21 protein-coding genes and 1 pseudogene are annotated in these 21928 nt (G+C 67.4%); 6 read left to right on the top strand and 16 right to left on the bottom strand.

The window, feature by feature from the left end; translation table 11 throughout:
• Nucleotides 1-10: 10 nt before the first annotated feature.
• From ACZYVJ_RS04910 to ACZYVJ_RS04865, 10 genes are all read right to left on the bottom strand, one after another.
• Nucleotides 11-739 (bottom strand): hypothetical protein, encoded by a 729-nt coding sequence (locus tag ACZYVJ_RS04910; RefSeq protein WP_463832841.1) that lies wholly within the window; start codon nt 737-739, stop codon nt 11-13.
• Complete coding sequence (locus ACZYVJ_RS04905; RefSeq protein WP_463830003.1) at nt 739-1617, bottom strand: TIGR03619 family F420-dependent LLM class oxidoreductase; 879 nt, start codon at nt 1615-1617, stop codon at nt 739-741. The genes ACZYVJ_RS04910 and ACZYVJ_RS04905 overlap by 1 nt, the downstream gene beginning before the upstream one ends.
• Nucleotides 1614-2396 carry an SDR family NAD(P)-dependent oxidoreductase gene (locus ACZYVJ_RS04900; protein WP_463830002.1) on the bottom strand — a complete coding sequence of 261 codons (783 nt, stop codon included), beginning with the start codon at nt 2394-2396 and terminating at the stop codon, nt 1614-1616. Before ACZYVJ_RS04900 ends, ACZYVJ_RS04905 begins: the two co-directional genes overlap by 4 nt.
• A 54-nt stretch (nt 2397-2450) precedes the next feature.
• Entirely contained in the window at nt 2451-3179 is a 729-nt protein-coding gene (locus ACZYVJ_RS04895; protein WP_463830001.1) for a TSUP family transporter, read from the bottom strand.
• 292 nt (nt 3180-3471) lie between these two features.
• On the bottom strand, nt 3472-4329 hold the full coding sequence (locus tag ACZYVJ_RS04890) for a sulfurtransferase (RefSeq protein ID WP_463830000.1): 858 nt from the start codon (nt 4327-4329) through the stop codon (nt 3472-3474).
• Between the two features lie 90 nt (nt 4330-4419).
• Entirely contained in the window at nt 4420-5565 is a 1146-nt protein-coding gene (locus ACZYVJ_RS04885) for a glycosyltransferase (protein ID WP_463829999.1), read from the bottom strand.
• A gap of 89 nt (nt 5566-5654) precedes the next feature.
• Nucleotides 5655-7178, bottom strand: a complete 1524-nt coding sequence (locus ACZYVJ_RS04880; RefSeq protein WP_463829998.1) for an FAD-dependent monooxygenase — start codon at nt 7176-7178, stop codon at nt 5655-5657.
• Complete coding sequence (locus tag ACZYVJ_RS04875) at nt 7171-7803, bottom strand: TetR/AcrR family transcriptional regulator (protein ID WP_463829997.1); 633 nt, start codon at nt 7801-7803, stop codon at nt 7171-7173. Before ACZYVJ_RS04875 ends, ACZYVJ_RS04880 begins: the two co-directional genes overlap by 8 nt.
• A gap of 78 nt (nt 7804-7881) precedes the next feature.
• Nucleotides 7882-9072: an AAA family ATPase gene (locus tag ACZYVJ_RS04870; protein WP_463829996.1), complete on the bottom strand. Its 1191-nt coding sequence runs from the start codon at nt 9070-9072 to the stop codon at nt 7882-7884.
• Nucleotides 9073-9105: 33 nt separating this feature from the next.
• Nucleotides 9106-10713 carry a Na+/H+ antiporter gene (locus tag ACZYVJ_RS04865; protein ID WP_463829995.1) on the bottom strand — a complete coding sequence of 536 codons (1608 nt, stop codon included), beginning with the start codon at nt 10711-10713 and terminating at the stop codon, nt 9106-9108.
• A 99-nt stretch (nt 10714-10812) separates the two neighbouring features.
• Between ACZYVJ_RS04865 and ACZYVJ_RS04860 the strand changes: the two genes are divergently transcribed.
• Together ACZYVJ_RS04860 and ACZYVJ_RS04855 are read left to right on the top strand one after the other, a co-directional pair.
• Nucleotides 10813-11247, top strand: a complete 435-nt coding sequence (locus ACZYVJ_RS04860; protein WP_463829994.1) for a protease inhibitor I42 family protein — start codon at nt 10813-10815, stop codon at nt 11245-11247.
• Nucleotides 11248-11285: 38 nt separating this feature from the next.
• On the top strand, nt 11286-11765 hold the full coding sequence (locus tag ACZYVJ_RS04855) for a hypothetical protein (RefSeq protein WP_463829993.1): 480 nt from the start codon (nt 11286-11288) through the stop codon (nt 11763-11765).
• A 3-nt stretch (nt 11766-11768) separates the two neighbouring features.
• On the opposite strand, the gene ACZYVJ_RS04850 is transcribed toward ACZYVJ_RS04855, so the two are convergent.
• Nucleotides 11769-13061 (bottom strand): alpha/beta hydrolase fold domain-containing protein, encoded by a 1293-nt coding sequence (locus ACZYVJ_RS04850; protein WP_463829992.1) that lies wholly within the window; start codon nt 13059-13061, stop codon nt 11769-11771.
• On the opposite strand from ACZYVJ_RS04850, the pseudogene ACZYVJ_RS04845 reads away from it, so the two are divergent.
• A pseudogene (locus tag ACZYVJ_RS04845) lies at nt 13060-13263 on the top strand (toxin-antitoxin system HicB family antitoxin); the annotation flags it as partial. The gene ACZYVJ_RS04850 and the pseudogene ACZYVJ_RS04845 overlap by 2 nt on opposite strands.
• 13 nt (nt 13264-13276) lie before the next feature.
• Here ACZYVJ_RS04845 and fdxA read toward each other — a convergent pair.
• Nucleotides 13277-13603 carry a ferredoxin gene (gene fdxA, locus ACZYVJ_RS04840; protein WP_463829991.1) on the bottom strand — a complete coding sequence of 109 codons (327 nt, stop codon included), beginning with the start codon at nt 13601-13603 and terminating at the stop codon, nt 13277-13279.
• A gap of 219 nt (nt 13604-13822) precedes the next feature.
• On the opposite strand from fdxA, the gene ACZYVJ_RS04835 reads away from it, so the two are divergent.
• On the top strand, nt 13823-14770 hold the full coding sequence (locus ACZYVJ_RS04835) for a LysR family transcriptional regulator (protein WP_463829990.1): 948 nt from the start codon (nt 13823-13825) through the stop codon (nt 14768-14770).
• On the opposite strand, the gene ACZYVJ_RS04830 is transcribed toward ACZYVJ_RS04835, so the two are convergent.
• Nucleotides 14767-15483 carry a sirohydrochlorin chelatase gene (locus ACZYVJ_RS04830; protein WP_463829989.1) on the bottom strand — a complete coding sequence of 239 codons (717 nt, stop codon included), beginning with the start codon at nt 15481-15483 and terminating at the stop codon, nt 14767-14769. The genes ACZYVJ_RS04835 and ACZYVJ_RS04830 overlap by 4 nt on opposite strands.
• A gap of 7 nt (nt 15484-15490) precedes the next feature.
• Complete coding sequence (locus tag ACZYVJ_RS04825) at nt 15491-17158, bottom strand: nitrite/sulfite reductase (protein WP_463829988.1); 1668 nt, start codon at nt 17156-17158, stop codon at nt 15491-15493.
• Between the two features lie 283 nt (nt 17159-17441).
• Here ACZYVJ_RS04825 and trxB point away from each other — a divergent pair, with 283 nt between their 5' ends.
• Nucleotides 17442-18434 carry a thioredoxin-disulfide reductase gene (trxB, locus tag ACZYVJ_RS04820; protein ID WP_463829987.1) on the top strand — a complete coding sequence of 331 codons (993 nt, stop codon included), beginning with the start codon at nt 17442-17444 and terminating at the stop codon, nt 18432-18434.
• Nucleotides 18435-18437: 3 nt separating this feature from the next.
• On the opposite strand, the gene ACZYVJ_RS04815 is transcribed toward trxB, so the two are convergent.
• The gene (locus ACZYVJ_RS04815; protein WP_463829986.1) at nt 18438-19751 is read right to left on the bottom strand and encodes a cytochrome P450; all 1314 of its coding nucleotides are present in this window, start codon (nt 19749-19751) and stop codon (nt 18438-18440) included.
• 120 nt (nt 19752-19871) lie between these two features.
• On the opposite strand from ACZYVJ_RS04815, the gene ACZYVJ_RS04810 reads away from it, so the two are divergent.
• Nucleotides 19872-20537 (top strand): TetR/AcrR family transcriptional regulator, encoded by a 666-nt coding sequence (locus ACZYVJ_RS04810; RefSeq protein WP_463829985.1) that lies wholly within the window; start codon nt 19872-19874, stop codon nt 20535-20537.
• Here the strand turns inward: ACZYVJ_RS04810 and ACZYVJ_RS04805 are convergent.
• On the bottom strand, nt 20530-21906 hold the full coding sequence (locus ACZYVJ_RS04805) for an FAD-binding oxidoreductase (protein WP_463829984.1): 1377 nt from the start codon (nt 21904-21906) through the stop codon (nt 20530-20532). The two genes, ACZYVJ_RS04810 and ACZYVJ_RS04805, sit on opposite strands and share 8 nt — an antisense overlap.
• Nucleotides 21907-21928: the final 22 nt, after the last annotated feature.

Here is a 21928-nt window from a genome sequence, read left to right as displayed (position 1 = left end):
CGGTTGTGGTCTACGGCCAGGCTTCCCAACTGATCATGCTGCGCAACGGGCCGGCGAACACCGGCCGCACCGCGCTTGAATGCCAACGCTCTTCGATGATGGGGGCGAGCGCCCCGATGGTCGTCAGAGGATCCTCGTCGAGGTAGACGACCGTGATGTACTGGTGATCGGTTCGCCAGCCGTCCGGTAGTTGGCTCCACCCGGCGCTGGACCCGAACGTCCACACGCCGGCCGTGCCCGGCGTCGAGAGCAGGGCCGGGTAATGCTCGGCAGGCAACATTTGCAGCCAGTCATCCGGCCGGCCGTCGGTGGGCTCTTCGACGATCAGCACGATGCCGCGGTGCGGCCGAAACGGCACCACCTCGGGGGAAACAAGGGCGTGCGGCGAGGATTGCCAGTGCAGCAGGCGCAGGCCGGCCACTTGCAGCGACGGTCGCCAGACGGGGAAGCGACCGCTGTCGCGCAACGCTCGGCCGAGGGTGACGAAGTCGTCGAAGGTCTTCTCGACGGGATCGCCGACCAGGTAGTGCACCACGTTGCCGACTTCGGCCAGCGGGCCATCGGCGACCAGACGGTGGTCGGGGTAATCGCCGTCGGCGATCCAGCGCAACCCCTGCACGATGCCAGGCAGCTGGTATTGCTCCGGCATGTGATCCATCAGGTGCCAGCGCAGATAACTGCCGTCGTCGTCCTCGGGCGGTGCGGCCGTGAGGCTGAAAATGCCTGCCCTGACCCGGATCACGCGGGACCGCCGGCGGGGGGATAGAGCTCGGCGAGCGCCTGAAGGTTCTCCAGGTAATGCTGCAGCGAGGTGTGGCGGAATGCGGCGCTGACGATGGTCGCGCCGTGCGCGGAGGTCTCGCCCAGCAGATTGCGGGTTCGTTCCGGCTCGCCGATGGGGTCCAAAAATGCGGGGGCGGGCAGGACGACGTCGAATCCGGAACGAAGCTCGAAGCGGCCCAGCCAATCCCGGGCCTGCTGCAGGCTCACATTGAAGGGGGCCCAGCCGTCGGCCAGCGTCGCGGCGCGGCGCAGGGATCGCAGCGTCCGCCCGCCGATCCAGATGGGCACGTGCTCCTGGGCCGCGCAGGGATCGACGACCAGGCCGTCGAACGAATAGAACTCGCCATGGTAGGCGGGTTCGTCGACCGACAGCGACGCGCGCAGCGCCCGTAGCGCGTCGTCGCCACGCGGGCCGCGGTCGTCGAAGGGTGCGCCGATGAGATCGAATTCTTCCTTGAGGCTGCCGACGCCGACCCCCAGAATCAGCCTCCCGCCGCTGATCTGGTCCAGAGTGCCGTAGCGCTTGGCGATTTCGAGCGGATGGTGATAGGCGAGCACCAGCACGTTGGTGGCCAACCGAATTCGTTGTGTGCGGGCGGCCAGATATGCGAAAGTGGCCAGCGGATCCCAATAGCGGGTGCCGCGGCGGCCCCGCTCGGCCGCGGGCAGCGCGATGTGCTCGCTGCAGGTCAGATGGTGGTAGCCGAGCCGGTCTGCGGCCTCGGCGATCTGGGCCAGATCCTCGATGGTGGCGGTCTTCTCCCACTCACCGCTGCTACCGGGAAACATCGTCACCACCGGGGTGGCCACCGACAGTTTGGCGTGTCCGCTCATCCCTGCATGTACCCTCCGGCATCGACGGGAATCGATTGCCCCGTGATGGTACGGCTTTCGTCGCTGGCGAGGAACAACGCCAGGTTGGCGATGTCCTCTGTCGAGGAGATGTCTTGCAAAGCAACGCCTTTGAGTTGCTTCTTGCGAACGGTTTCGACGTCGACACCCTGCTCGTCCGCGGTGCGTTGCACCCATTTCCGCCACAGCTCGGTGTCGATGGCTCCAGGCACAATGCAATTGCACCGGATGCCGTGCGGGCCGACCTCGAGCGCGACGGCCTTGGTGAACGCCCGCAGTGACGCCTTCGCGGTGACGTAGTGCGTTTTGCGGACCATACCGGTGTAGCTGACGGTGGAGGAGAAGTTCAGGATGACGCCGTGGCGGCGCCGCAGCATCGACTGGTTGAGCACTTCACGGGTGCACAGCATCGCGGCGGTGACGTCGATGGCGATGGTGGCGTTCCAGTTGTCCAGCGTCTGCTCCCAGATCCAGCGGTCCTGCCCGGGCGCGGCGGCGTTGTTGCACAGGATGTCGACCTGGCCGAACTCGTCGACGGCCCGCGCCACCATGGCCGCGACGTCGTTCTCGTCGGTCACGTCGGCGCGCATGGCGATGGCGCCGGGACCCGCCGCCTCGGCGGCCGCGCGGACCAACTCGTCACGCCGTGCGGCCAGCAAGACCTTGGCGCCTTCACGGACGAATAGCGAGCCCAGCACCGGTCCCAGGCCGGTGCTGGCCCCAGTGATGATCGCGACCTTGCCGTCGAGTCGGCCGGTCATAACGTCGTCTTCCCAGGCGGATTCATGCCGGGCAGATTCTAGCGCCAACGTGATTCAGGAAGTGGCCGTCGCGATGAACATGCCGGTTGCGGCGACGACGAGCACCAGGTCGATCAGAATCGCGTAGTGGCGCGGGTGGGCCCGGCGCACGATCGAACGCGTCACGAAGGGGCCGATCATCAAGGCGGCGCCGATGACCATCCCGCGAGCCACGACGGCGACGTTCAGCGCACCCAACTGCCCGAAGGTGCTGATCTTGCCGACGTAGAGCACCAGCGCGCTGGCGGCCTCGGACCCGAGGAAGGCGCCGCCGGTGAGCCCGTAGCCGGTGAAGATTGGAACGCTCAGCGGCCCCGTCGACAGCACCAAGCCGGTGAGGAAGCCGACGACGACGCCCGCGATGGCGAGGTGCCAGAGTCGTACCCGCCATTGCCGGGCGTGGGCGAGCCTGCGCACCGGGATCATCGCGAGAAAAAACACGCCGAGCAGCCCGTCGACCACGGCTTGCGGGATGCTCAGCAGGGTGTTGGCGCCGAGCACGGCCGCGGGAGTTCCGGGCAGCGCGTAGGCGAGCACCGGACGCCAGCGAATCTGCCGCCACCAGGCGGCAACACGAGCGACATTGGCCATGACCGCCGCAATCCCCATGACGGGCACCGCAATTCGGGGCCCGTACATCATGACCAGCGCGGGCAGCAGCACCAGGGACGATCCGGTGCCCACCAGGCCGCCGAGCGCGCCGGCGGCCAACGCGATGACGAAGAGGACGAAAAGAGCCAGCATGAAAGGACCTTCTGGCCGGCGCGAGGCGCACCGGCCGGGGTCCTCCAGGCTTTTGTCCGTTCAGATGACCGCGTCCCGTCGGGGGATGCGGTGGCGCCGCTCGGACCAGGCACTTGACGTCGGAACCCTAGGCGCTATCGATGACAGGCTAACAAAGATCCGCGTTCTTTGGGCCGCAAGGTCTCTCGCGCTTGTAGGGGCTCTCCGAACATGAGGGGTTTCGCAGATCCGCTAGCGCATGTGCTAGCGCTTTTGAGAACTGTCCTATGGTCGGTCACCCGGCAACGAATGGCTACGAGGCGCCGCCGCGTTCCACCGGATGGTCGGGAACCGAACTCCACTCCGACCATGACCCCGGATACAACGCCGCCTCCCGGCCCGCCGCGGCGAGCGCGGCGATCGTGACCGCAGCGGTGACGCCAGAGCCGCAGTAGGCGCCCACCGCGTCGTGACGCTCGATTGCGCGATCGGACAACAGTTGTGCGAGTGAGTCGTCATCGAGGAAGGTGCCGTCCGCCGCCAGGACCGAGGTGCTGGGGAGATTCTTCGCGCCGGGAATGTGGCCGGCGACGGGGTCGAGGGGTTCGACGTCGCCGCGGTAGCGTTCCGGTGCGCGGGCATCGAGCAGCGTCACGGTGTCTTCCGCGACACGCTCGGCCGTCAGCGTGGGGCGGCTTCCCGCATACAGGTCATGGTGCGGCACAGTCACATTCCCGGGCGTTGGATCGACGGGCCCACTCTCGAGCCGTTGCCCGGCCGAGCGCCACGCCGCCAACCCGCCGTCCAGGATGCGGACGTTGTCCAGTCCGGCGGTGGTCAGCACCCACCACGCTCGTGCGGAACCGGCGCGATTCCAGTCGTCGTACACCACCACCAACGCGTCCTGCCGGATTCCCCAGCGACGCGCGGCCGTCTCAAGGCTGCGCCCCGACGGCAGCGGATGGCGGCCCTTGCCAGGAACCGTGTGGTCGCTGAGGTCATCGTCAAGTGAGACGTAGACGGCGCCCGGAATGTGCCCGTCCAGGTAGGCCGTTCGCCCGTCGGGTGCGTCGATTCTCCACCGCACGTCCAGGATGGTCACCGGGTCACCAGCGGAGATTATGTCCGCCAACTCGGTGGCGGCGATCAGGACCTGATTGCGAGCTCCCACCGGATCCTCCTTATCGGTCTCCAGCGAGCTTAGCCAGCGCAGCGAGCAAACTGCCGCCCGGTCAACCGAAGCCGCGTAGGGCCCGGAGACCTAGGCGGTCTGTTCGGAATCGTCGCCCGGGTCGTCGAAGACCGACGCGCCCAACGAGGCCAGCATGCCGGTTGCGGCGCGGTGCCAGGTGAAGTCTTCGGCGCGGCGCCGCGCCGAAATGCGGCGTTGCCGTTCGGGGCGGCTGACGATGGCGCTGACCGCTCTTGCGATGGCAGCCGGATCGTTGTCGGCGGAGGCGCCGCTGTCGGGGGTGACGATCTCGGTCAGCGCCGATGTGCGCGAGACGACGGCCGGCGTTCCGCACGCCAGCGACTCCAGCGCGGCCAGCCCGAATGTCTCGTGCGGCCCCGGCGCCAGCGTCACGTCGGCCGACGCCAGCAGCTGCGCCACGGCGTTGCGATCGGAGACGAAACCGGTGAAGTCGATCGGTAGCCGCGCGGCCTGCCTCTCCAGCCTGGACCGCAACGGGCCCTCGCCCACGACGACCAGGCGCGCGTCGACCCCGGCATGGCACAGCGCGCCCAGGGCGTCGATGCTGCGGTCGACGCGCTTTTCCACCGACAGCCGCCCGCAGTGCACCAGCAGCATCTGCGTCGGCGCGGCCCATTGCTCGCGCACCAGATAGGAGTGGTGGCGCGGATGAAACGTCTGCAGGTCCACGCCGAGCGGGACCGTGACGGTGTTATCGGCGCCGATCCGGTCGAATTCTTCGCGTGCGAAACCGGTGGTGCACACCACGGTGTCGTAGTTCGCGGCGGTGCGCGCGTTGGCCACGTCGGCGAACTTCCGCGCGGCCCGACGCGGAAGGATTTGTCCGACAAGGCGATCCAGGCGCTCATGGGAGATCATCACCGTAGTGGCACCGTAGTCGCGGCCCCAACGGCCCAGCGACCGCAGGGTGAGGCGGTCCGAAACCTCGAGCGCGTCGGGGCGCAGCGCTGCCAAGAGCGCCTTGACCGGGCCCGGCATCACCGCGCGGTAGCCGCCAGTGAAGGGAATCAGGCGGGCGGGCAGGGTAATTCGAGTCACGCCGGTGTACAACTGCGCGCGCTCGGCGCGCTGGCCGGGAACGATCAAGAAGACCTCGTGCCCGCTGGCGCAATATTCCGCACCCAGCCGGTCGATCGCGGTGCGAAGGCCGCCGGAGCGAGGGCCATAGAAATTGGCGACCTGTACAACACGCATAACGTGAGGACACGCGGCGCGCGTGTGCACTCATCAATGCTGAACCGACGCGTGCCTGAACTCTCTGTGAACTTCGCGTCCGGGCGCCGCTATCCGCCGGTCGGCGGCCCGAACCAGCGCCGCAGCGCCGCGCCAAGGGCGGCTTCGTCGGCAGGCCCGAATTCGTCGGCCGCCCAGGCGACATAGCCGTCCGGCCGGATCAGCATCCCCGCGGCGGGGCGGTCAGCCATGCTCGCGCTGACGGCGTCGACACGATCGGCCCAGCCAAGCGCCGCGTCCGCGACTCCTCCGCCGAGGTCGAGCAGAATCGGGCGGGCCTCGTGCAGCAGTTCGGCGACCCGTCGGCCGTCGTCGAACGTCAAATCGGGCACCAGTTGACCCGACAGCGGATGGCCGTCGCCCACGTCATACCGGACATCGGCGCCGGCGAGGAGCGCCGCCATGTGCTGTTGCGCGTCGGGGAAGGTGAAGAGCTCGCCCATCAGCGTTCGCAGCGCGCCGACTTCTGGGCCCGGCGCCATGAGCGCGATCTGGGCCAGCGAGTGCATCATGACGCGCCGGCCCACCGGGTAGCGCTCGGACTGATAGGTGTCGAGCAATCCGGCCCGCGCCGTGCCGTTGATCTCGGCGGCCAGCTTCCAGCCCAGGTTCATCGTGTCTTGCAGGCCCAGGTTCAAACCCGGACCGCCCAGCGGACTGTGCACGTGCGCGGCATCCCCGAGCAGCAGTACCCGGCCATCGCGGTAGCGCTCAACCTGCCGGGTATTCTGCCCGTTGATCCGCCGAAGGGCATGCGGCCCTGCGTCTTTCGGCTCCTCGAACGGGATGTCCACGCCCAGCACACGGTGTGCGCTCTCGCGCAGCTCGGTCAGGTTCATGGGTATGTCGGGGACCGGTGGGCCGAACTCGAGGGTCCCGAGTAGCGAGCGGCCCGGCTCGAATTCGGCGTAGATGATCCCGCCCCGGTCAAACCGGTTGTGCCCGAAGGGCAGCACGCCGAACCCCGGAATCTCGATGCAGCTGTGGGGTCGGCGCAGCTCGTCGGGGATATGGACGTGAGCCAATCGGGCGACCATCGGCGAGGTGAAGCCGGGAAAGTCGACGCCGAGCGTTTTGCGGACCAGGCTGCGCCCGCCGTCGGCGCCGACGGCATAGTCGGCGGTGAGGGCGTAATCGCGCTCGGGCGACGAGACCGTCAGCGCAACGGATTCCGTGTCCTGCTCGATATCGACGAGTTCGTGGCCCCAGCGCAGATCCACCCCTAGGTCGCGGGCTTGTTTTTCCAGCAGCCGTACCAGTCGTGGCTGCTGCATAGGCAGCGCATACATCGGGTTGTCGGGCACCTCAGAGAAGTTCAGTCCCATGGCCGCGAAAATCCACCCGGGGTTGGGTCGCGGTGGCGCGTCGTCACCGGTGAAGGCCTGATACAGGCCGCGCATGTCGAGCATTCGAACGACTTGTCCGACAAGGCCGTTGGCCTTCGGCTCGGGGCTGGGACCGGGCAGGGCGTCCAACACGACAGGCCGGACACCGGCCAGCGCGAGCTCGCAGGCCAGCAGCAGCCCGTTGGGGCCGGCGCCGGCGATGACGACGTCGGCGTGTTCGTCAGTCATGGCGTGTCTTCTTTCTACGAGGTTCGGGTAGCCCCGCGCTGACGGCGGCGAAGCCCTCGCGGATCAGTGCGGTGATGGCCACCGGCGGGTCGGCCCGCACGTAGGCGTCGGCCGCGGCATCGCCGACAGCGCGCACGACGGACATCACCAATCGTGGATAGAGGTCGCGTTCGGGATCGGTCCCCGTACGTTCGGCGATCACGTGGAGTAATTCGTCGAACAGGTCGTGCGGCACCGAGTTTCGTACCTGCGGGTGCATGACGAGTTTGCGGACCTCGACAAGCTCTTGGCGGCTGGGAGCGCGGTTCTCTTCGCCGTGCACGTCACCGAAGTCGGCCTCCAACGGTTCGAGCACCGCATGGGTGAGCGCCGTCCACAGCGGTTCGTCGGCGGGGCGCTGTCGCAGCACGACAACGCTGCGCCGTACGCGTTCGGCTTGCCGGTAGGCGAGCGCCTCGTATTTGCCGCTGAAGTAGTTGTTGAACGTGCGCAGCGAGACGCCCGCCATGTTCGCGACATCTTCGCGCGTCACGTTTTCCAGGCCGCGCTCGAAAGCCAGCCGCAACGCGGCATCGCTGAGCGCGCGCCGGGTGTCGGCCTTCTTGCGCTCACGGAGTCCGGGCATAGCGACCAACGTACGCTAAACTTGCCTAGTGGGCAATATTGCCTTGCGGGCAAGTTTGCGCTGAGTGTCGAACCGCGGCTAGCGCGTGCCCCAATCCCACCGGGGCGTCGTCACCAAAGTCTGGCCGCTGATCCGTGTTTCGCCCCAGTCCTTGTAGAGCTCGATCTCGATGCCCTGTCCATCGGTGGCGTCCTCCATATCGGCCACCGGCGTCGTGTCCAGGAATTCCAGTAGCGAGCGGGAGTGGGTGACCACCACGACCTGTGTCTGAGCGGCGGTGGTGCGGATCAGCGATGCCAGCGGGGCCACCAGGTCGGGGTGCAGTGAGGTCTCCGGCTCGTTGAGCACCATCAGCGAGGGCGGTTGTGGGCTCAGCAGTGCGGCGGCCCACAGCAGGAAACGTAGTGTGCCGTCGGATAATTCGGCGGCGCTCAACGCGCGCAGCATGCCGCGCTGCCGCAGTTGGAGGTCGAACAAGCCGTCGTGAATGGCCACCGAGACCGTGGCACCATCGAACGCCTCGGCGACAGCGCGGTTCAGGTCGTCGAACCCCGACTCGAGAATCGTCTGGATCGCGGCCGCCAGGTCGCTGCCGTCGTCGGCGAGCACGGGGGTGCGGGTGCCCACCTGTGGATGCCGCGCGGGTGCTCCCGCGTCGACCCGGAAGCCGTCGTAGAACCGCCAGCCGCGCAACCGTTCTCGCACGGCCGCCAGTTCGGGAAGCGCATGCGGGTGCGCGTATTCGGCGAGCACGCTGTGGTAGGACGGCAGGGATCGGGACAGCTCGTCGAAGCCGCTGCCGGAGTCCGCGCTGGCCTCGGCAAAGCCACGGGACCGGCGCACCAGCGTCGAACTCGGCCGCAGCACCGGGCCGGCGAACAACACCTCCCGCTTGATCTCCGGGTCGCGGGCGAACACCGACTTGCCGGCCGACTGCGGGATGCCCAGATCCACCAGATAACCGAAATCGTCTGCGGCGAAGCCTAATTCGAGTGACACCGGGCGCGTGCGTGCCGTGCCCTCGGTCTTCCCGGTGCGTCGCGCGCCGGCCGGCTGCTCGGGACCGGCCCATAGCACCGATTGCAGCCCACCCTCGCGGGCCAGCGACCCGATCACCTCGCCGCGGCCGCAGTCGGCCAGCAGGCGCAGCGCACGATACAGCGAGGACTTGCCGGCGCCGTTGGCGCCGGTGATCACCGACAGACGACCCAGGGGCAGGATCACCTCGCGCAGCGAGCGATACCCGCGGATCGCGACGGTGTGCAGCATGGGGCCGACTGTACGGTCGGCCACCGACGGGCCCTATTCCTCGTCCTCGTCGTCGTCTGCAGCGGCGGCGAGCAGCTGCACTTCCTCGAGATCCATCTCGTTCTGCAATTCGCGCAGCACGATGTCGTCGATGAGGTTCTGGTTGCGCAGCGAAGTGATTTCCCGGCGCTTGTGTTCGAGCACGCCCAGACGTACCCGCCGCACCTTCTCGCGGCCCTTGAGTATGCGGGTGTTTGGCGAACCGTCCTCGGTGGCCAGCACCAGCGCGGCCTTTTCCTCGTACTCCTTTTGCAACCGCCGCCGCAGGTCGTCGCCGATGCCGACTTCGTCGGCGACCGTGGGCAGCGCGGCCAGGGCGGCTCGAGCCCCCCGACAACGAGCCAGATGTAGTTCCTTGGCGTGGGTCGGATCTTCGGGCATGTTCGCCCAGCGAACCACGGCGGGCAGCGTGCTGCCCTGGACCAGGACGGTCACCAGGATGACGACGGTCACGATGAAGATCAGCAGGCTGCGGTCGGGGAAGGGTGCGCCGCTCAGCGTTGTCATCGGCACGGCCAACGCCGCCGCTAGCGACACGGCCCCGCGGAATCCCGCCCAGACGGTAACGAAGCGCTGGCGCCAGCTGACGCGACGTTCGCGTTGTACCTGGCGGCGGTCGATGAGCCGGATCAGCAGCGTGGTGATTTCGCCCCAGAAGATGCGGGACACGATCACCACACCGGTCACGACGAGCGCGACGAACAGGGCGTGCCGAATGCCGCCGTCGACGCCCACGATGCCGCGCAGCGCGCCCGGGATCTGGATGCCGACGAACACCCACAGCGAGCCGTTGAGCAGGAATGTCGCGATGTCCCAGAAGGCGAAGGACTGCAGCCGGGAACGGGCCCGGATCACCAGCGGGCTGGCGTAGGCAAGGACCAGCGCCGACACCATCACCGCGACGACTCCGCTGCAGTCCAGCGATTGGGCCAGCAGGAAGGCCGCGAACGGGGTTGCCAGGCTCAATGCCCCTTCCTCCTGGGGGGCGTCGATTCGCTTGCGCAGGAGGGTCACCGCTCCGCCGACGAGCAGACCGGCGGCGATTCCGCCGACGTAGGAGACGATGAACCGAACGGTCACCTCGGGCGGTGTGATCGACGACCCACCGATCGCGACGTTGACGCTGACGGCGAACAGCACCAGGGCGGTGCCGTCGTTGATGAGACTCTCCGCCTTCAGCACGGTCAGCGACCGGCGTGGCAGCTTCTTCGCGAGACCGGCCACCGCGGCCGCGTCGGTGGGCGAAAGCACCGCGCCCAAAACGCCGGCGGCGTGCGGATTCATGCCCAGCGCCCGCGCCGTCCACGACACCGCGACCGCGGTGGCGATCACCAGGACGATGCTGAGGAACACGATGATGCGTGCGTTGGCCCGGATCTCACGGAAGCTGGTGTTCAGGCCCTCCCAGTAGAGGATCGCCGGAAGAAAGAGCAGCAGCACGATCTCGCCGTTGACCTTGATGTGCGCGAAATGGGGGATCAGCCCTAGCAGGACGCCCAGGAAGATGAGTAACACCGGAGGCCCGACGCGATAGCGCCGGCCTATGACCGTCCCGACGATGACGGTGGATACCAGGGCGACGATCAGTTCGAGGCCAAACACCAGCCCATCCTGCCGGACGCGACGGTAGGCGTCGTCGTCGCCTATCTTCGGTCTGGATCGAGACCTATAGGCTCCGGAGCGGAATCGAAGGGGGATCTGGTGAAGGTCAGGCTGCTGGTCACAGTCGCCGTGCTGATGTTGTCGACAGTGGTGGGTTGCCACTTCGCCTCCAGGAACCCTCCGTCGACCAAATCGCTCCACGTCCCCATGGCCGATGTGCTGACGCAGAGCGAGATCACTCAGAACATCACCCTCGCCGTCGGCAACACCCTGGTTGTGGAGTTGGGCTCGAACTACACCACTCCGTATCGGTGGAATCCCGACACCAAGATCGGCGATTCATCCGTCATCAAGCAGCTCAGCCACCAATTCGTCCAGCCGACCTCGGACGCGCTGGGCGCACCGGGCGTAGAAGAGTGGACGTTCAGCGCCCTGAAGCCGGGGACCACCACCGTCAGCACGGCCTACACCAGCTTCGTCGGCAAGGACGCCAAGCCGGCGTGCACCTACACGCTGACCGTGACGGTGCAATAAGCCTGCGGGCCGGTCAAACGTCGGGCTACGGTTCGGACGTGTTCGGATTTCTTCGCAATCTGTCCCAGGTCGGCCAGTTGCCCGGGGCGCTGCGCGAGGGACTCGAAGTCGAGGGAATCATCTTCAGCGCGGGCCGGGTCGGGGTGGTCCGGCACTTCAGTGGCCATGTGCCCGGGGTGTATTCGGCCTCCGGCGTCTCGCGGTATACCGGGGGGTTCGCGCTCAGTGCCGCCCGGATCGTCGTTACCTTTCCCGCGCGCGGCGACGCCGACCTACGCTCCATCGACTGCTCCTGGGACACCGATCAAGGGCCGGGCCGGGTCACCATCACCGACAAGGGCCTCGGCATCGACATCGACCTGCACAGAGTCGACGCCGCTTTCAGCGGCTCGATGAGGCTCAACTACAAGAAGAAGATTCCCGGCGAGGTGCTGGCGGCCCTACCCAGGACGACGTTGCGTTTTCCGGTGGACCCGGTGTTCGTGTATCGCGCCGCCGGGGTCCGCCCGAAGTCCTAGCGTTTAGGACGCCCCGGGGGCCGCGACGACGTCGGCCCGCAGGTGCGCCGCGTAGATCTCGGCGAGGAATTGCTCGACGGCCACCGCGGTGTGCGCTGCGCGGACCGAGCCGAAGATGTCGAAAGCGTGTTGGGTGAGCGGTAATTCGGCGTACACCACCGGCTGGGTGCTGACCTTCCGCAGTTGCTCGGCGAACGCGCGGGCTTGCTCGACGTAGGCCAGCGAGTCGTTGGTGCCGTGCAGGACGAAGAACGGGGGAGCGTCGGGGCCGACATGGTTGACCGGTGATGCGGCCTCGAACGTCTTCAGGTGTGTCGAGGGCTTTTGTTTGATGATCGACTTAATCAGCAGCCCCGGCATCATCGGGTGCAGGGATTGGTCGAACCGGGTGAAGTCGTAGATGCCGTAGAACGGCACCGCCGCTTGGACGCTGGTGTCGGCGTCTTCGAATCCCGGCTGAAATTGCGGGTCATTCTGTGTCAGCGCGGCCAGCGCCGTCAGGTGGCCGCCGGCCGAACCGCCGGTGATGACGACGAAGTCGGGGTCGCCGCCGTATTCGGCGATGTGCTCTTTGACCCAGGCCAGCGCCCGCTTGACGTCGACGATGTGGTCGGGCCAGGTGTTGCGCGGGCTGTGCCGGTAGTTGATCGCCACACAGATCCAGCCGAGCTCGGCGAGGTGGCTCATCAACGGATGGGCTTGCCCGCGTTTGTTTCCCGTCGTCCACGCGCCGCCGGGAATCTGGAAGAGCACCGGCGCCTTGCCGGCCGGGTCGAGGTCGGGGCGCCGCCAGATATCCAGGTGGTTGGCGCTGCCGTATTCGCCGTAGCTGATGTCGGAGTCGTGGGCGTAATCACGGTAGATGCGCAGCATCCGCAGCAGCCCCGGGGTCTTGGCGGTGCCACTGCCGGCCGGACGGCGCCACAGGTTCGCCGATTCGGTGAGCCGGTCGCCACCCAGTCCGCTGTCCAACGCCTCGGCCAGGGGGACATTGGCCCGATGGCCCGCGCGGCTGAGGTTGAGCAGGCCCAGCGCCGAGAGGCCGGCGACCACCCACGCGGTTATCCGCACGGGCCGGGTCAGGCGACGGCCGGTCAGCGCCAGCCCACCGAGCTGGGCCAGCAGCGTTTGCAGCGGTAATTCGGTGACTGCGAGCCCAAACATCCACGAGTACAGCGAGGGGAATCCGGCGCGCGCCAGCGGCCGGTAGGCGTTGAGGGTGGACGCCGCGGTCACGGCGGTGACCGCGGCTGACCCAATTTGCCGGATGATGTGGATGATTCGAGCTGTCCGCATTGCCTCACCTTACGAAATGGGTAGATGGCTCTCGGATCCGCTAGCGCATGCGCTACCAACCCGGCGTGAACCGTCCGCCGAACTGCACAGCCGCCTGGCCATCGAAGCCGCAGAACAGCAGGTTTCGATGAACCAGTGGGTGGTTCAGAAGCTCGCCGGACGACGGCCCAGCGATACGTTCGGGCTCTCCGGATGGGACTAGCGGCGCGCGGAGGCTATGACGCCTCGGCTCGGCTCTCCAGTTCCTTGACCGGGGCGGGGTCGTTCTCGGTCAGGCCGACCTTCGACGCGCCGCCGGGCGAGCCGAGCTCAGTGAAGAAATCGGCGTTGATCTGCAGGTATTGGCTGTGCTCGTCCGGCAGATCGTCCTCGTAGAAGATGGACTCGACCGGGCACACCGGCTCGCAGGCACCGCAGTCGACGCACTCGTCGGGATGGATGTAGAGCATCCGGGCACCCTCGTAGATGCAGTCGACGGGGCATTCCTCGATGCACGCCTTGTCTTTGATGTCGACACAGGGCTCGGCGATCACGTAGGCCACGAGTGTTGTCCTTCCTTCTGGCTATCGGGGTCAGCCGGCTGCGGGCCGTCAAAATGCGGTCTGGCTGGCTAATTTAGCGCGAGGGCGCCCGCGCGGGCTACCGGCCTGCACGCCTCATCTGTCCATCGTTCCGGCTCGTGCGGGACGTGAGTAGAGGTTTGGCGTTGTGGTGTCACAAGCTATAGTTGTGTCACACGATTTGATTGTGAGCTGCCGCCCATGCCCCTCAGCCCCCGGTTGCCCGAACTCGCGTCGTTCGAGGCGTTTTTGGCGATCGCCGAGACCGGCAGCCTGGGCCGGGCCGCGCGCGAGCTCGGGCTGACCCAGCAGGCGATATCCCGGCGGCTTGCCACCATGGAGGCCCAGATCGGCGTCACCCTGGCCATCCGGACGACGCGCGGCTCGCAACTGACGCCCGCGGGCCTGATCGTGGCGGACTGGGCGACCCGGTTGCTCGAGGTCGCGGGCGAGATCGATGCTGGCCTGGGCTCGCTGCGAAAGGAGGGCCGCGAACGCATCCGGGTGGCGGCCAGTCAGACGATCTCCGAACAACTCATGCCGCACTGGCTGCTGTCCCTGCAGGCCGAGGCGACGCGGCGCGGCGACACCGCGCCTCAGGTGATCCTGACCGCCACCAACAGCGACCACGCCATCGCCGCGGTCCGCGACGGCAGCGCCGACCTGGGGTTCATCGAAAACCCCGGCACGCCAAAGGGTTTGGGTAGCTGCGTGGTGGGGGAAGACGAGCTGGTGATCGTGGTTCCGCCGGACCACAAGTGGGCGCGACGGGGGCGGGTGGTGACCGCGCGCGAAGTCGCGCAGACGCCGCTGGTGGCCCGCGAACTCCATTCCGGCATCCGCGATTCGCTGACGGCCGCGTTGCGCAAGGTGCTCGGAGAGGACATGCAACAGGCCGCGCCCGTGCTGGAATTGACCTCCGCGGCGGCGATGCGCGCCGCCGTGCTCGCCGGGGCGGGCCCGGCGACTATGAGCCGGCTGGCCGTCGCCGACGACCTGGCGTTCGGCCGGTTACACGCGGTCGAGATCCCGAAGTTGGACCTGCGCCGCAAGTTTCGGGCCATCTGGGTCGGCGGAAAGACCCCGCCGCCCGGGGCGATCCGCGACCTGCTCAGCCACATCCTCAGCACGGCGGCGTCGAAAAGCTAGGCCGCGGCGTCCTCGGCGAGTGCCTCGTCGTAGCGGTCCAGCACGGTCTCGGCCACCAGCCGGTGTGCCCCCAGCGGGGCGGCCATCGGAATGCCGTTGTCGCGGGCGAACTTTGACACCCCATCGGTGATGAAACCCGGCGCCAGGAACCACGGCGCGATCACGAGCCGACGCGCGCCGCGGCGGCGCAACTGGTCGGCGGCGCGGGCCACCGAAGCCTCGGGCCGGGTGGCGAACGCCGTTGTGGCCCCTACCCATTGGGTGCTGGCGGCCAGCCTGGTCGCCACCTTCGCGGTGCGTGCGTTCGCGGCGAGGTTCGACGATCCGATCGCCACCACCATGACGCCGAGATCGTCGTCGCGCGGGGAGACCCCGGCCTCGACGAGACGTTCGCGCAGCACCGACACCAACCGCTCGTCTTCACCGAGCACGTCGGACTGCCGGATGCCGTGGGCGCCGGCGTCGGCGATCTGCTTGGGGATGTCCAGGCGCGCGTGATAGGCGCTGGCCAGCAGCAACGGGGCGACCACCACGCGGCGGGCGTCCGGCAACCCGGCCAGCACGTCGACGAACTTCGGCGTGTTGAGCTCGAGAAACGCCAGCCGCACGTCGAGGTCGGGCCGCATCAGCGCCAGCCGGTCGGCCACGGCCTCGGCGTTGGCGCCCGACCTTGGGTCGCGGCTGCCGTGCGCGGTGAGTACGAGGGTGTTCATCTCGGCCTCAGCGCAGCTCTTCCTCGTCGGCGCGCAGCGCCCAGGACGCGAACGTCTCGCCGTCCTGACGTCCGTCGAGGTACTTGCGCGTCACCCGGTCGATGTAGTCGCCCAGTTCGGCGCTGGTGACCTTGTGCTGGCGCAGTTTTCGGCCGAAACCGCTCTGCTCGCCCAGGCCGCCACCGAGGTGCACCTGGAAACCCTCGACCGAGTTGCCGTCGCCGTCGTCGATCCACTGACCCTTGAACCCGATGTCGGCCACCTGGATTCGGGCGCACGAGTTCGGGCATCCGTTGAGGTGCACGCTGATCGGCAGGTTGAGCCTGGAGTCGACGTCGGCCAGGCGCTGTTCCAGTTCGGGCACCAAAGTCTGTGCCCGGACCCGGGTTTCGGCGAACGAGAGCTTGCAGTACTCAATTCCGGTGCAGGCCATGGTGTTCTTGCGCCAGGACGACGGCCGCGACGGCAGGCCCAGCGCTTCCAGGCCCGCGACCAGCTCGTCGACCTTGTCGTCGGCGACGTCGAGGATGACCAGCTTCTGGAACGGGGTCCACCGCGCCCGGTCGGAGCCGGCCTTCTCCATCAGGTCGGCCACCGCCGACAGGGTGCTGCCCGATACGCGCCCGACGATCGGCGCGACGCCGACGGCGTTAAGGCCGTTCTTGATCCTCTGCACGCCGACGTGGTCGATGGTGTGCTTGACCGGCGCGGGCGCCGGTCCATCGATCAGCCGGCGGTTGAGGTATTCCTGTTCGAGAACTTCGCGGAATTTTTCCACTCCCCAGTCCTTGACCAGGAACTTCAGCCTGGCCTTGGCGCGCAACCGGCGGTAGCCGTAATCGCGGAACAGCTGAGTGACGCCTTCCCAGACGTCGGCGACCTCGTCCAGCGGTACCCACACGCCCAACCGCTGGGCCAGCATCGGGTTGGTCGACAGGCCGCCGCCCACCCACAGGTCCAGCCCGGGGCCGTGGTCGGGGTGGTTGACGCCGACGAACGCGATGTCATGTGTCTCGTGCGAGACGTCCTGCAGGCCAGAGACCGCGGTCTTGTACTTGCGCGGCAGGTTGGCGTACTCGGGGTTGTTCAGCGAGCGCCGGACGATCTCGTCGATCGCGGGTGACGGATCGAGGATTTCGTCGAGCGAGTCGCCGGCCAGCGGCGAACCGTGGATGCCGCGGGGGCAGTCGCCGCAGGCTTCGGTGGTCTGCAGGCCCACGGACTCGAGCCGCCGCCAGATCTCGGGGACGTCCTCGATGCGGACCCAGTGCAGCTGCAGGTTTTCCCGGTCGCTGATGTCGGCGGTGTCGCGGGCGAATTCGGTCGAGATCTGGCCCAGGGTGCGCATCGTGTGCGCGGTCATCGCCTTGCCGTCGGAGCGGACCCGCATCATGAAGTACTTGGCTTCGATCTTGTCGGTGTTCTCGTCGCCGGTCCAGCTGCCGTCGTAACCCTGCTCACGCTGGGTGTAGAGGCCCATCCAGCGGAACCGCCCGCGCAGATCGTCCTTGGCGATGCTGTCGAAGCCCTGCGTGGAATAGATGTTGATGATGCGGTCGCGCACGTTGAGCGGCGCGTCGTCGCTCTTGAACTGCTCGGCGTGGTTGAGCGGCTCGCGATCGCCCAGCGCCCACTGTCCGTCGTTGCGGGTCTTGGCGGGACGTGCGGTGGTCATGTGGCGTTCTCATTCCTCGTGGCGCCCGAGTGGGCCTCAGATCGGCCGTGGTGCGGCCGCAAGGCGGGCTGGCGGGCCGCGGCATCGCGATGATGTTGGGTCTGTAGGCACCCGCAAGTTCGTCGTTGGACCCACGGGTCGCGAGTTCCATGGTGCACCAGTTGCGGCGGCGTCAGTAGAGGTCATGTGTTGTGAAGGCACAACTGGGCGTTGTGTGCGCTGCTTCACGCCTTTGCCTTGGCGGCCAGAGGGATTGGGCGGATTCGCAGTAGTGTGGCCGCCTATGAGCTCCTCCGACGTCCACGATGTGATCGTTATTGGTTCGGGTCCTGCTGGGTATACCGCGGCGTTGTATGCGGCGCGGGCGCAGTTGGCGCCGGTGGTGTTTGAGGGGACGTCGTTTGGTGGGGCGTTGATGACGACCACTGAGGTGGAGAATTTCCCGGGGTTTCGGGAGGGGATCACGGGTCCGGAGTTGATGGATCAGATGCGTGAGCAGGCGTTGCGGTTCGGGGCGGATCTGCGGATGGAAGACGTCGAATCGGTGTCGTTGCGGGGTCGGGTCAAGACGGTGACGACCGCTGAGGGTGAGACGGTGCGGGCGCGGTCGGTGATCTTGGCGATGGGTGCTGCGGCGCGGTATTTGGGGGTGCCTGGTGAGCAGGAGTTGCTGGGGCGTGGGGTGAGTTCGTGTGCGACCTGTGATGGGTTCTTTTTCAAGGGTCAGGATATTGCGGTGATCGGGGGTGGGGACTCGGCGATGGAGGAGGCCACGTTTTTGACCCGGTTTGCTCGCAGTGTGACGTTGGTGCACCGGCGTGAGGAGTTTCGGGCCTCGCGGATCATGCTGGAGCGCGCGAAGGCCAATGACAAGATCACCATCGTGACGAATAAGGCGGTCGAGGCGGTCGAGGGTGAGCAGACCGTGACCGGTGTGCGGCTGCGTGACACCATCACCGGGAAGGTGTCGACGTTGGCGGTGACCGGGGTGTTCGTGGCGATCGGGCATGACCCGCGCTCGGAGTTGGTGCGCGAGGTGCTCGAGACCGACCCCGAGGGTTACGTGCTGGTCCAGGGCCGCACCACCGCTACCTCGATTGAGGGGGTGTTCGCTTCCGGGGACCTGGTGGACCGCACCTACCGCCAGGCCATCACCGCCGCCGGCAGCGGCTGCGCGGCCGCCATCGACGCCGAACGATGGCTCGCCGACAATGAAGAAACCGACGTGGACGCCTCCGTCACACCGGCGATCCGCCGAGAGCCGTTGCGTAGCTGAGTTTTAGACGGGAAGTTTGGCGGAAGTTGTTCTGCGACCGCCGAGTTGGGCCGGCAGCCGGGTGTAGCCGTGCAGGTTGATCAGCCCCCGCCGCTGTGGGGGAGCGGTGAGGCGCAGATCGGGAAAGCTTTCGAAGAGCGCGCGCAGCGCGGTCGCGCCCTCGATGCGGGCCAGGGCGGCACCGAGGCAGGCGTGGATGCCGGACGCGAACGCCAGGTGGTCGCGCGCGTTGGGCCGGGTGATGTCGAACCTGGTTGGGTCCGTGAAGATTTTTGGATCCCGGTTGGCGCCACCGAGGAACAGGCCGACCATGTCGCCGGCCGCAATGTGGGTTCCGGCGATTTCGACGTCGCAACTCGGGGTGCGCGCGGTCATTTGCACGGGGCTGGCAAGCCGCAGGATCTCCTCGACGGCGCTCGGCCACAGATCCGGATTGTCGTGCAGCAGCGCCAATTGCTCGGGATGGTGCAACAACAGGACGATGCCGTTCCCGATTAGGTTCACCGTCGTCTCGAAGCCCGCGCCGATAATCAGCGCGGCGTTGGCGGTGAGCTCGCGGTCGCTCAGCGAGCCGTCGGCGACCATGCGGCCGAACGGATTGTCACTTCGTGGGTCGGCGCGCAGCTTGTGGAAGTGCTCCAGCAGGTAGTCGTCGACGCCGCGCAGGCCGTCGATGGCGTCGCGGTACGTCTTCCAGCCGATCCCGATATCGAGCAGCGGGGAGCCGCTGCGGCCCCACGCCAGCATGCGAGGGTAGGAATCGGTCGGCAGGCCAAGGATTTCGGCGATGATGGCGACCGGCAGTTGTGTCGCGAAGTCGGCGATCAAATCGGGCTGTGGTGTGGCGGCGATGCGTTCGATCAGGTCCATGGTCACCTCGACGACCCGGGTATCCAACGAGTCGATGGCGCGCGGAGTGAAACTCTGAGCCACCAGTTGCCGGTAGCGGGTGTGATCGGGGGGATTCACGATCACCATGGCGGGCGGCTCCACCGGATTGGCCACGCCGGGATCGGTTTTGGCGATGAGCTTCTTCAACGGCCCGGGTAGCTCCATCTCGGTGGGCGCGGTGACGCCAAAGCGCTTGTCGCGCAGAATCTGTCGGCATACCGCGTGGTCGACGCTGGCCCACACGAACGGGGAACGCACCACCGGTCCGCGCGCCCTAATCTCCTCCATGAGCGCGTAGCGGTCGTCGCCCGAGGTGCTGGTGCGGAGTAGCCGGGCTAATGGGTCGCCGCGGCGGGCCTGAACGGCGAAGTACGCCCGCGGCACTCCGTGCATGGCCGCCCACCGGGCCCTGAGTCCGACTCGCATAACGATCCCTCCCGAAAGGCCTGCCGGAGATGCAACATGCGATACAATGAGACTCTCAATGTCTCGCACGCTTCGATGGCTACGATACGACGGCCGCGACGAACCGGCAAGGAGGGATCGATGACAACGACGCGAACGGCGGAGTTCGTCCGTCGCCTCACCGAGCCCGACCCCGTCGTGCTTGCTCAGGTCGTCAACCCCGACGAGATCACCGCCCGCATCCTGGCCGCCACCATCGAGCAGGCCGAACTCGTCGGCATACGCCGGATCACCATGGAAGACGTCGCGCGGCGCAGCGGCGTCGGCCGCGCCACCCTGTACCGGCGCTTCCCGACCAAGGCGGCGCTCATCGATGCCGTCGTGCTCGCCGAAGCGCGGCGTTACCTCGAGGGCGACGCGCAGGCCTGGGCGCGAGGCGCGACGTTCGAAGAGCGCATGGTCTACAGCACGGTGTTCTCGGTGACGTTCATGCGGGAACACGCTCTGCTCAAGAAATTGCTGCGCACCGAGCCGGAGATGATCCTGCCCAGCCTGACCATCGACGCAGGCGCCATCCTCGATTACGCGACCGAGCACACGGTGGGGCTGTTGCGCACCGAGCTGTACGGCACGTCAAAAACCACGAAGGCCCAAGAGCGTCACCTGCGCACCGTCGCGGAGCTGCACACCCGGCTTACGTTGTCGTTCATCGTGACTCCCCATACCAGCATCAACCTGGCGACGATCGATGACACCCGCGAGTACGTGCGCAACTACTTGATGCCGATGGTTACGGGGCCTAGCTAGCGAACGCGACGTCGGGGTTGAGGATGCCCGCTGGGTCGAAGCTCGCCTTGATGCGGCGCATCAGGTCGACCTTGACCGGGTCCTCGAGCTCCACGAAGTACGGGGCCTTGGCGCGGCCCAGGCCGTGCTCTCCGGAGATCGCGCCGCCCAATTCCATTGCCAGCACGAAGATGTCGGTCAACAGCTTCTTCCGGATCGCCGGGTCCGGGCAGAAGATGGCCAGGTGCACGTTGCCGTCACCGGCGTGCCCGCAGCCCGCCGCGGCAGCACCGGCCGCCGCCGCCAGACCCCTTGCGCCGGAGAGGAACTTCGGCATCGCGCCGCGCGGCACGACCGTGTCGATGAGGTCGTCGGCGTTGAGCGCCTTGAGCGTCCAGAACGCCTTCTCGCGCGCCTCGATGAGCTTGCGCGCCGAGCCGCCCTCGAGCACGTAGGCGTCGACCGCGCCCAGCTCGGCGAGTAGTTCGCCGGTCTTCTCGACGTCCTCGCCTAGCCGGTCGCTGGTCCGATTCTCAAGCGCCACAACGAGATAGGCCTGACAGCTGTCGCGGATGCTGTCCGGGACGCCCAGATCAAGATTCTGGGTGTGCCCCAGCGCGGCCATCGTCACGTTGTCGATGTACTCGAGGATGTAGGGCGCCAGGCCGCTGGCGAGGATCTTGGGCACTGCCGCCATGACCTGGTCGAAGTCGGCGAACGGGGCGAGCACGGTGGCGCTGTGATCGAGGCGCGGGTGCAGCTTGACGATCACCTCGGTGGCCAGGGCCAGGGTGCCTTCGGAGCCGACGATGAGCTGGGTCAGGTCGTAGCCGGTGGAGACCTTGGCGATCTTTCCGCCGGTGCGGATGAGCTCGCCTGTGGGCAGCGCGGCCTGTAGCCCGAGCACGTTGTGGCGGGCGACGCCGTACTTGACCGCGCGCATGCCGCCGGCGTTGGTGCCAACGTTGCCGCCGACGCTGGACGACAGCTCGCCCGGGTGGACCATGTACCGCAGCCCGGTGCCGGCGGTCGCGTCGTCCAGTTCGGAGAGCGTCACGCCAGGTTGCACGACGGCGACCTGGTTGGTGACGTCGACCTCCAGCACGGCGTTCATGCGCTCGAAGGAGATCAGCAGCCCGTCGGCGCGGGGGATCGCCGCGCCCGACAGGCCGGTGCCCGATCCGCGGGCCGTCACCGGTACGTGGTTTTCCGTGGAGCACTTGAGCAGTCGCGCGACCTCGTCGGCGGTCGCGGGCTTGGCCAGGTATGCCGGCTTTTGCGGCGGCTTGGTCAGCACCTCGTCGTGCGAGTAGTCGTCGGAAATGGCGTCGCCCGTAAGCAGGTTGTGCGCGCCGACGATCTCCGCGAACCGCGCCGCCATGTCGGTCATCGAAGGCCTCACCTTCTTACGT

It is taken from the genome of Mycobacterium sp. IDUB_3 (genome assembly GCF_055419585.1).
The sequence above is the reverse complement of the archived record's forward strand: the minus strand, read 5'-3'. Positions and strand labels throughout refer to the sequence as shown.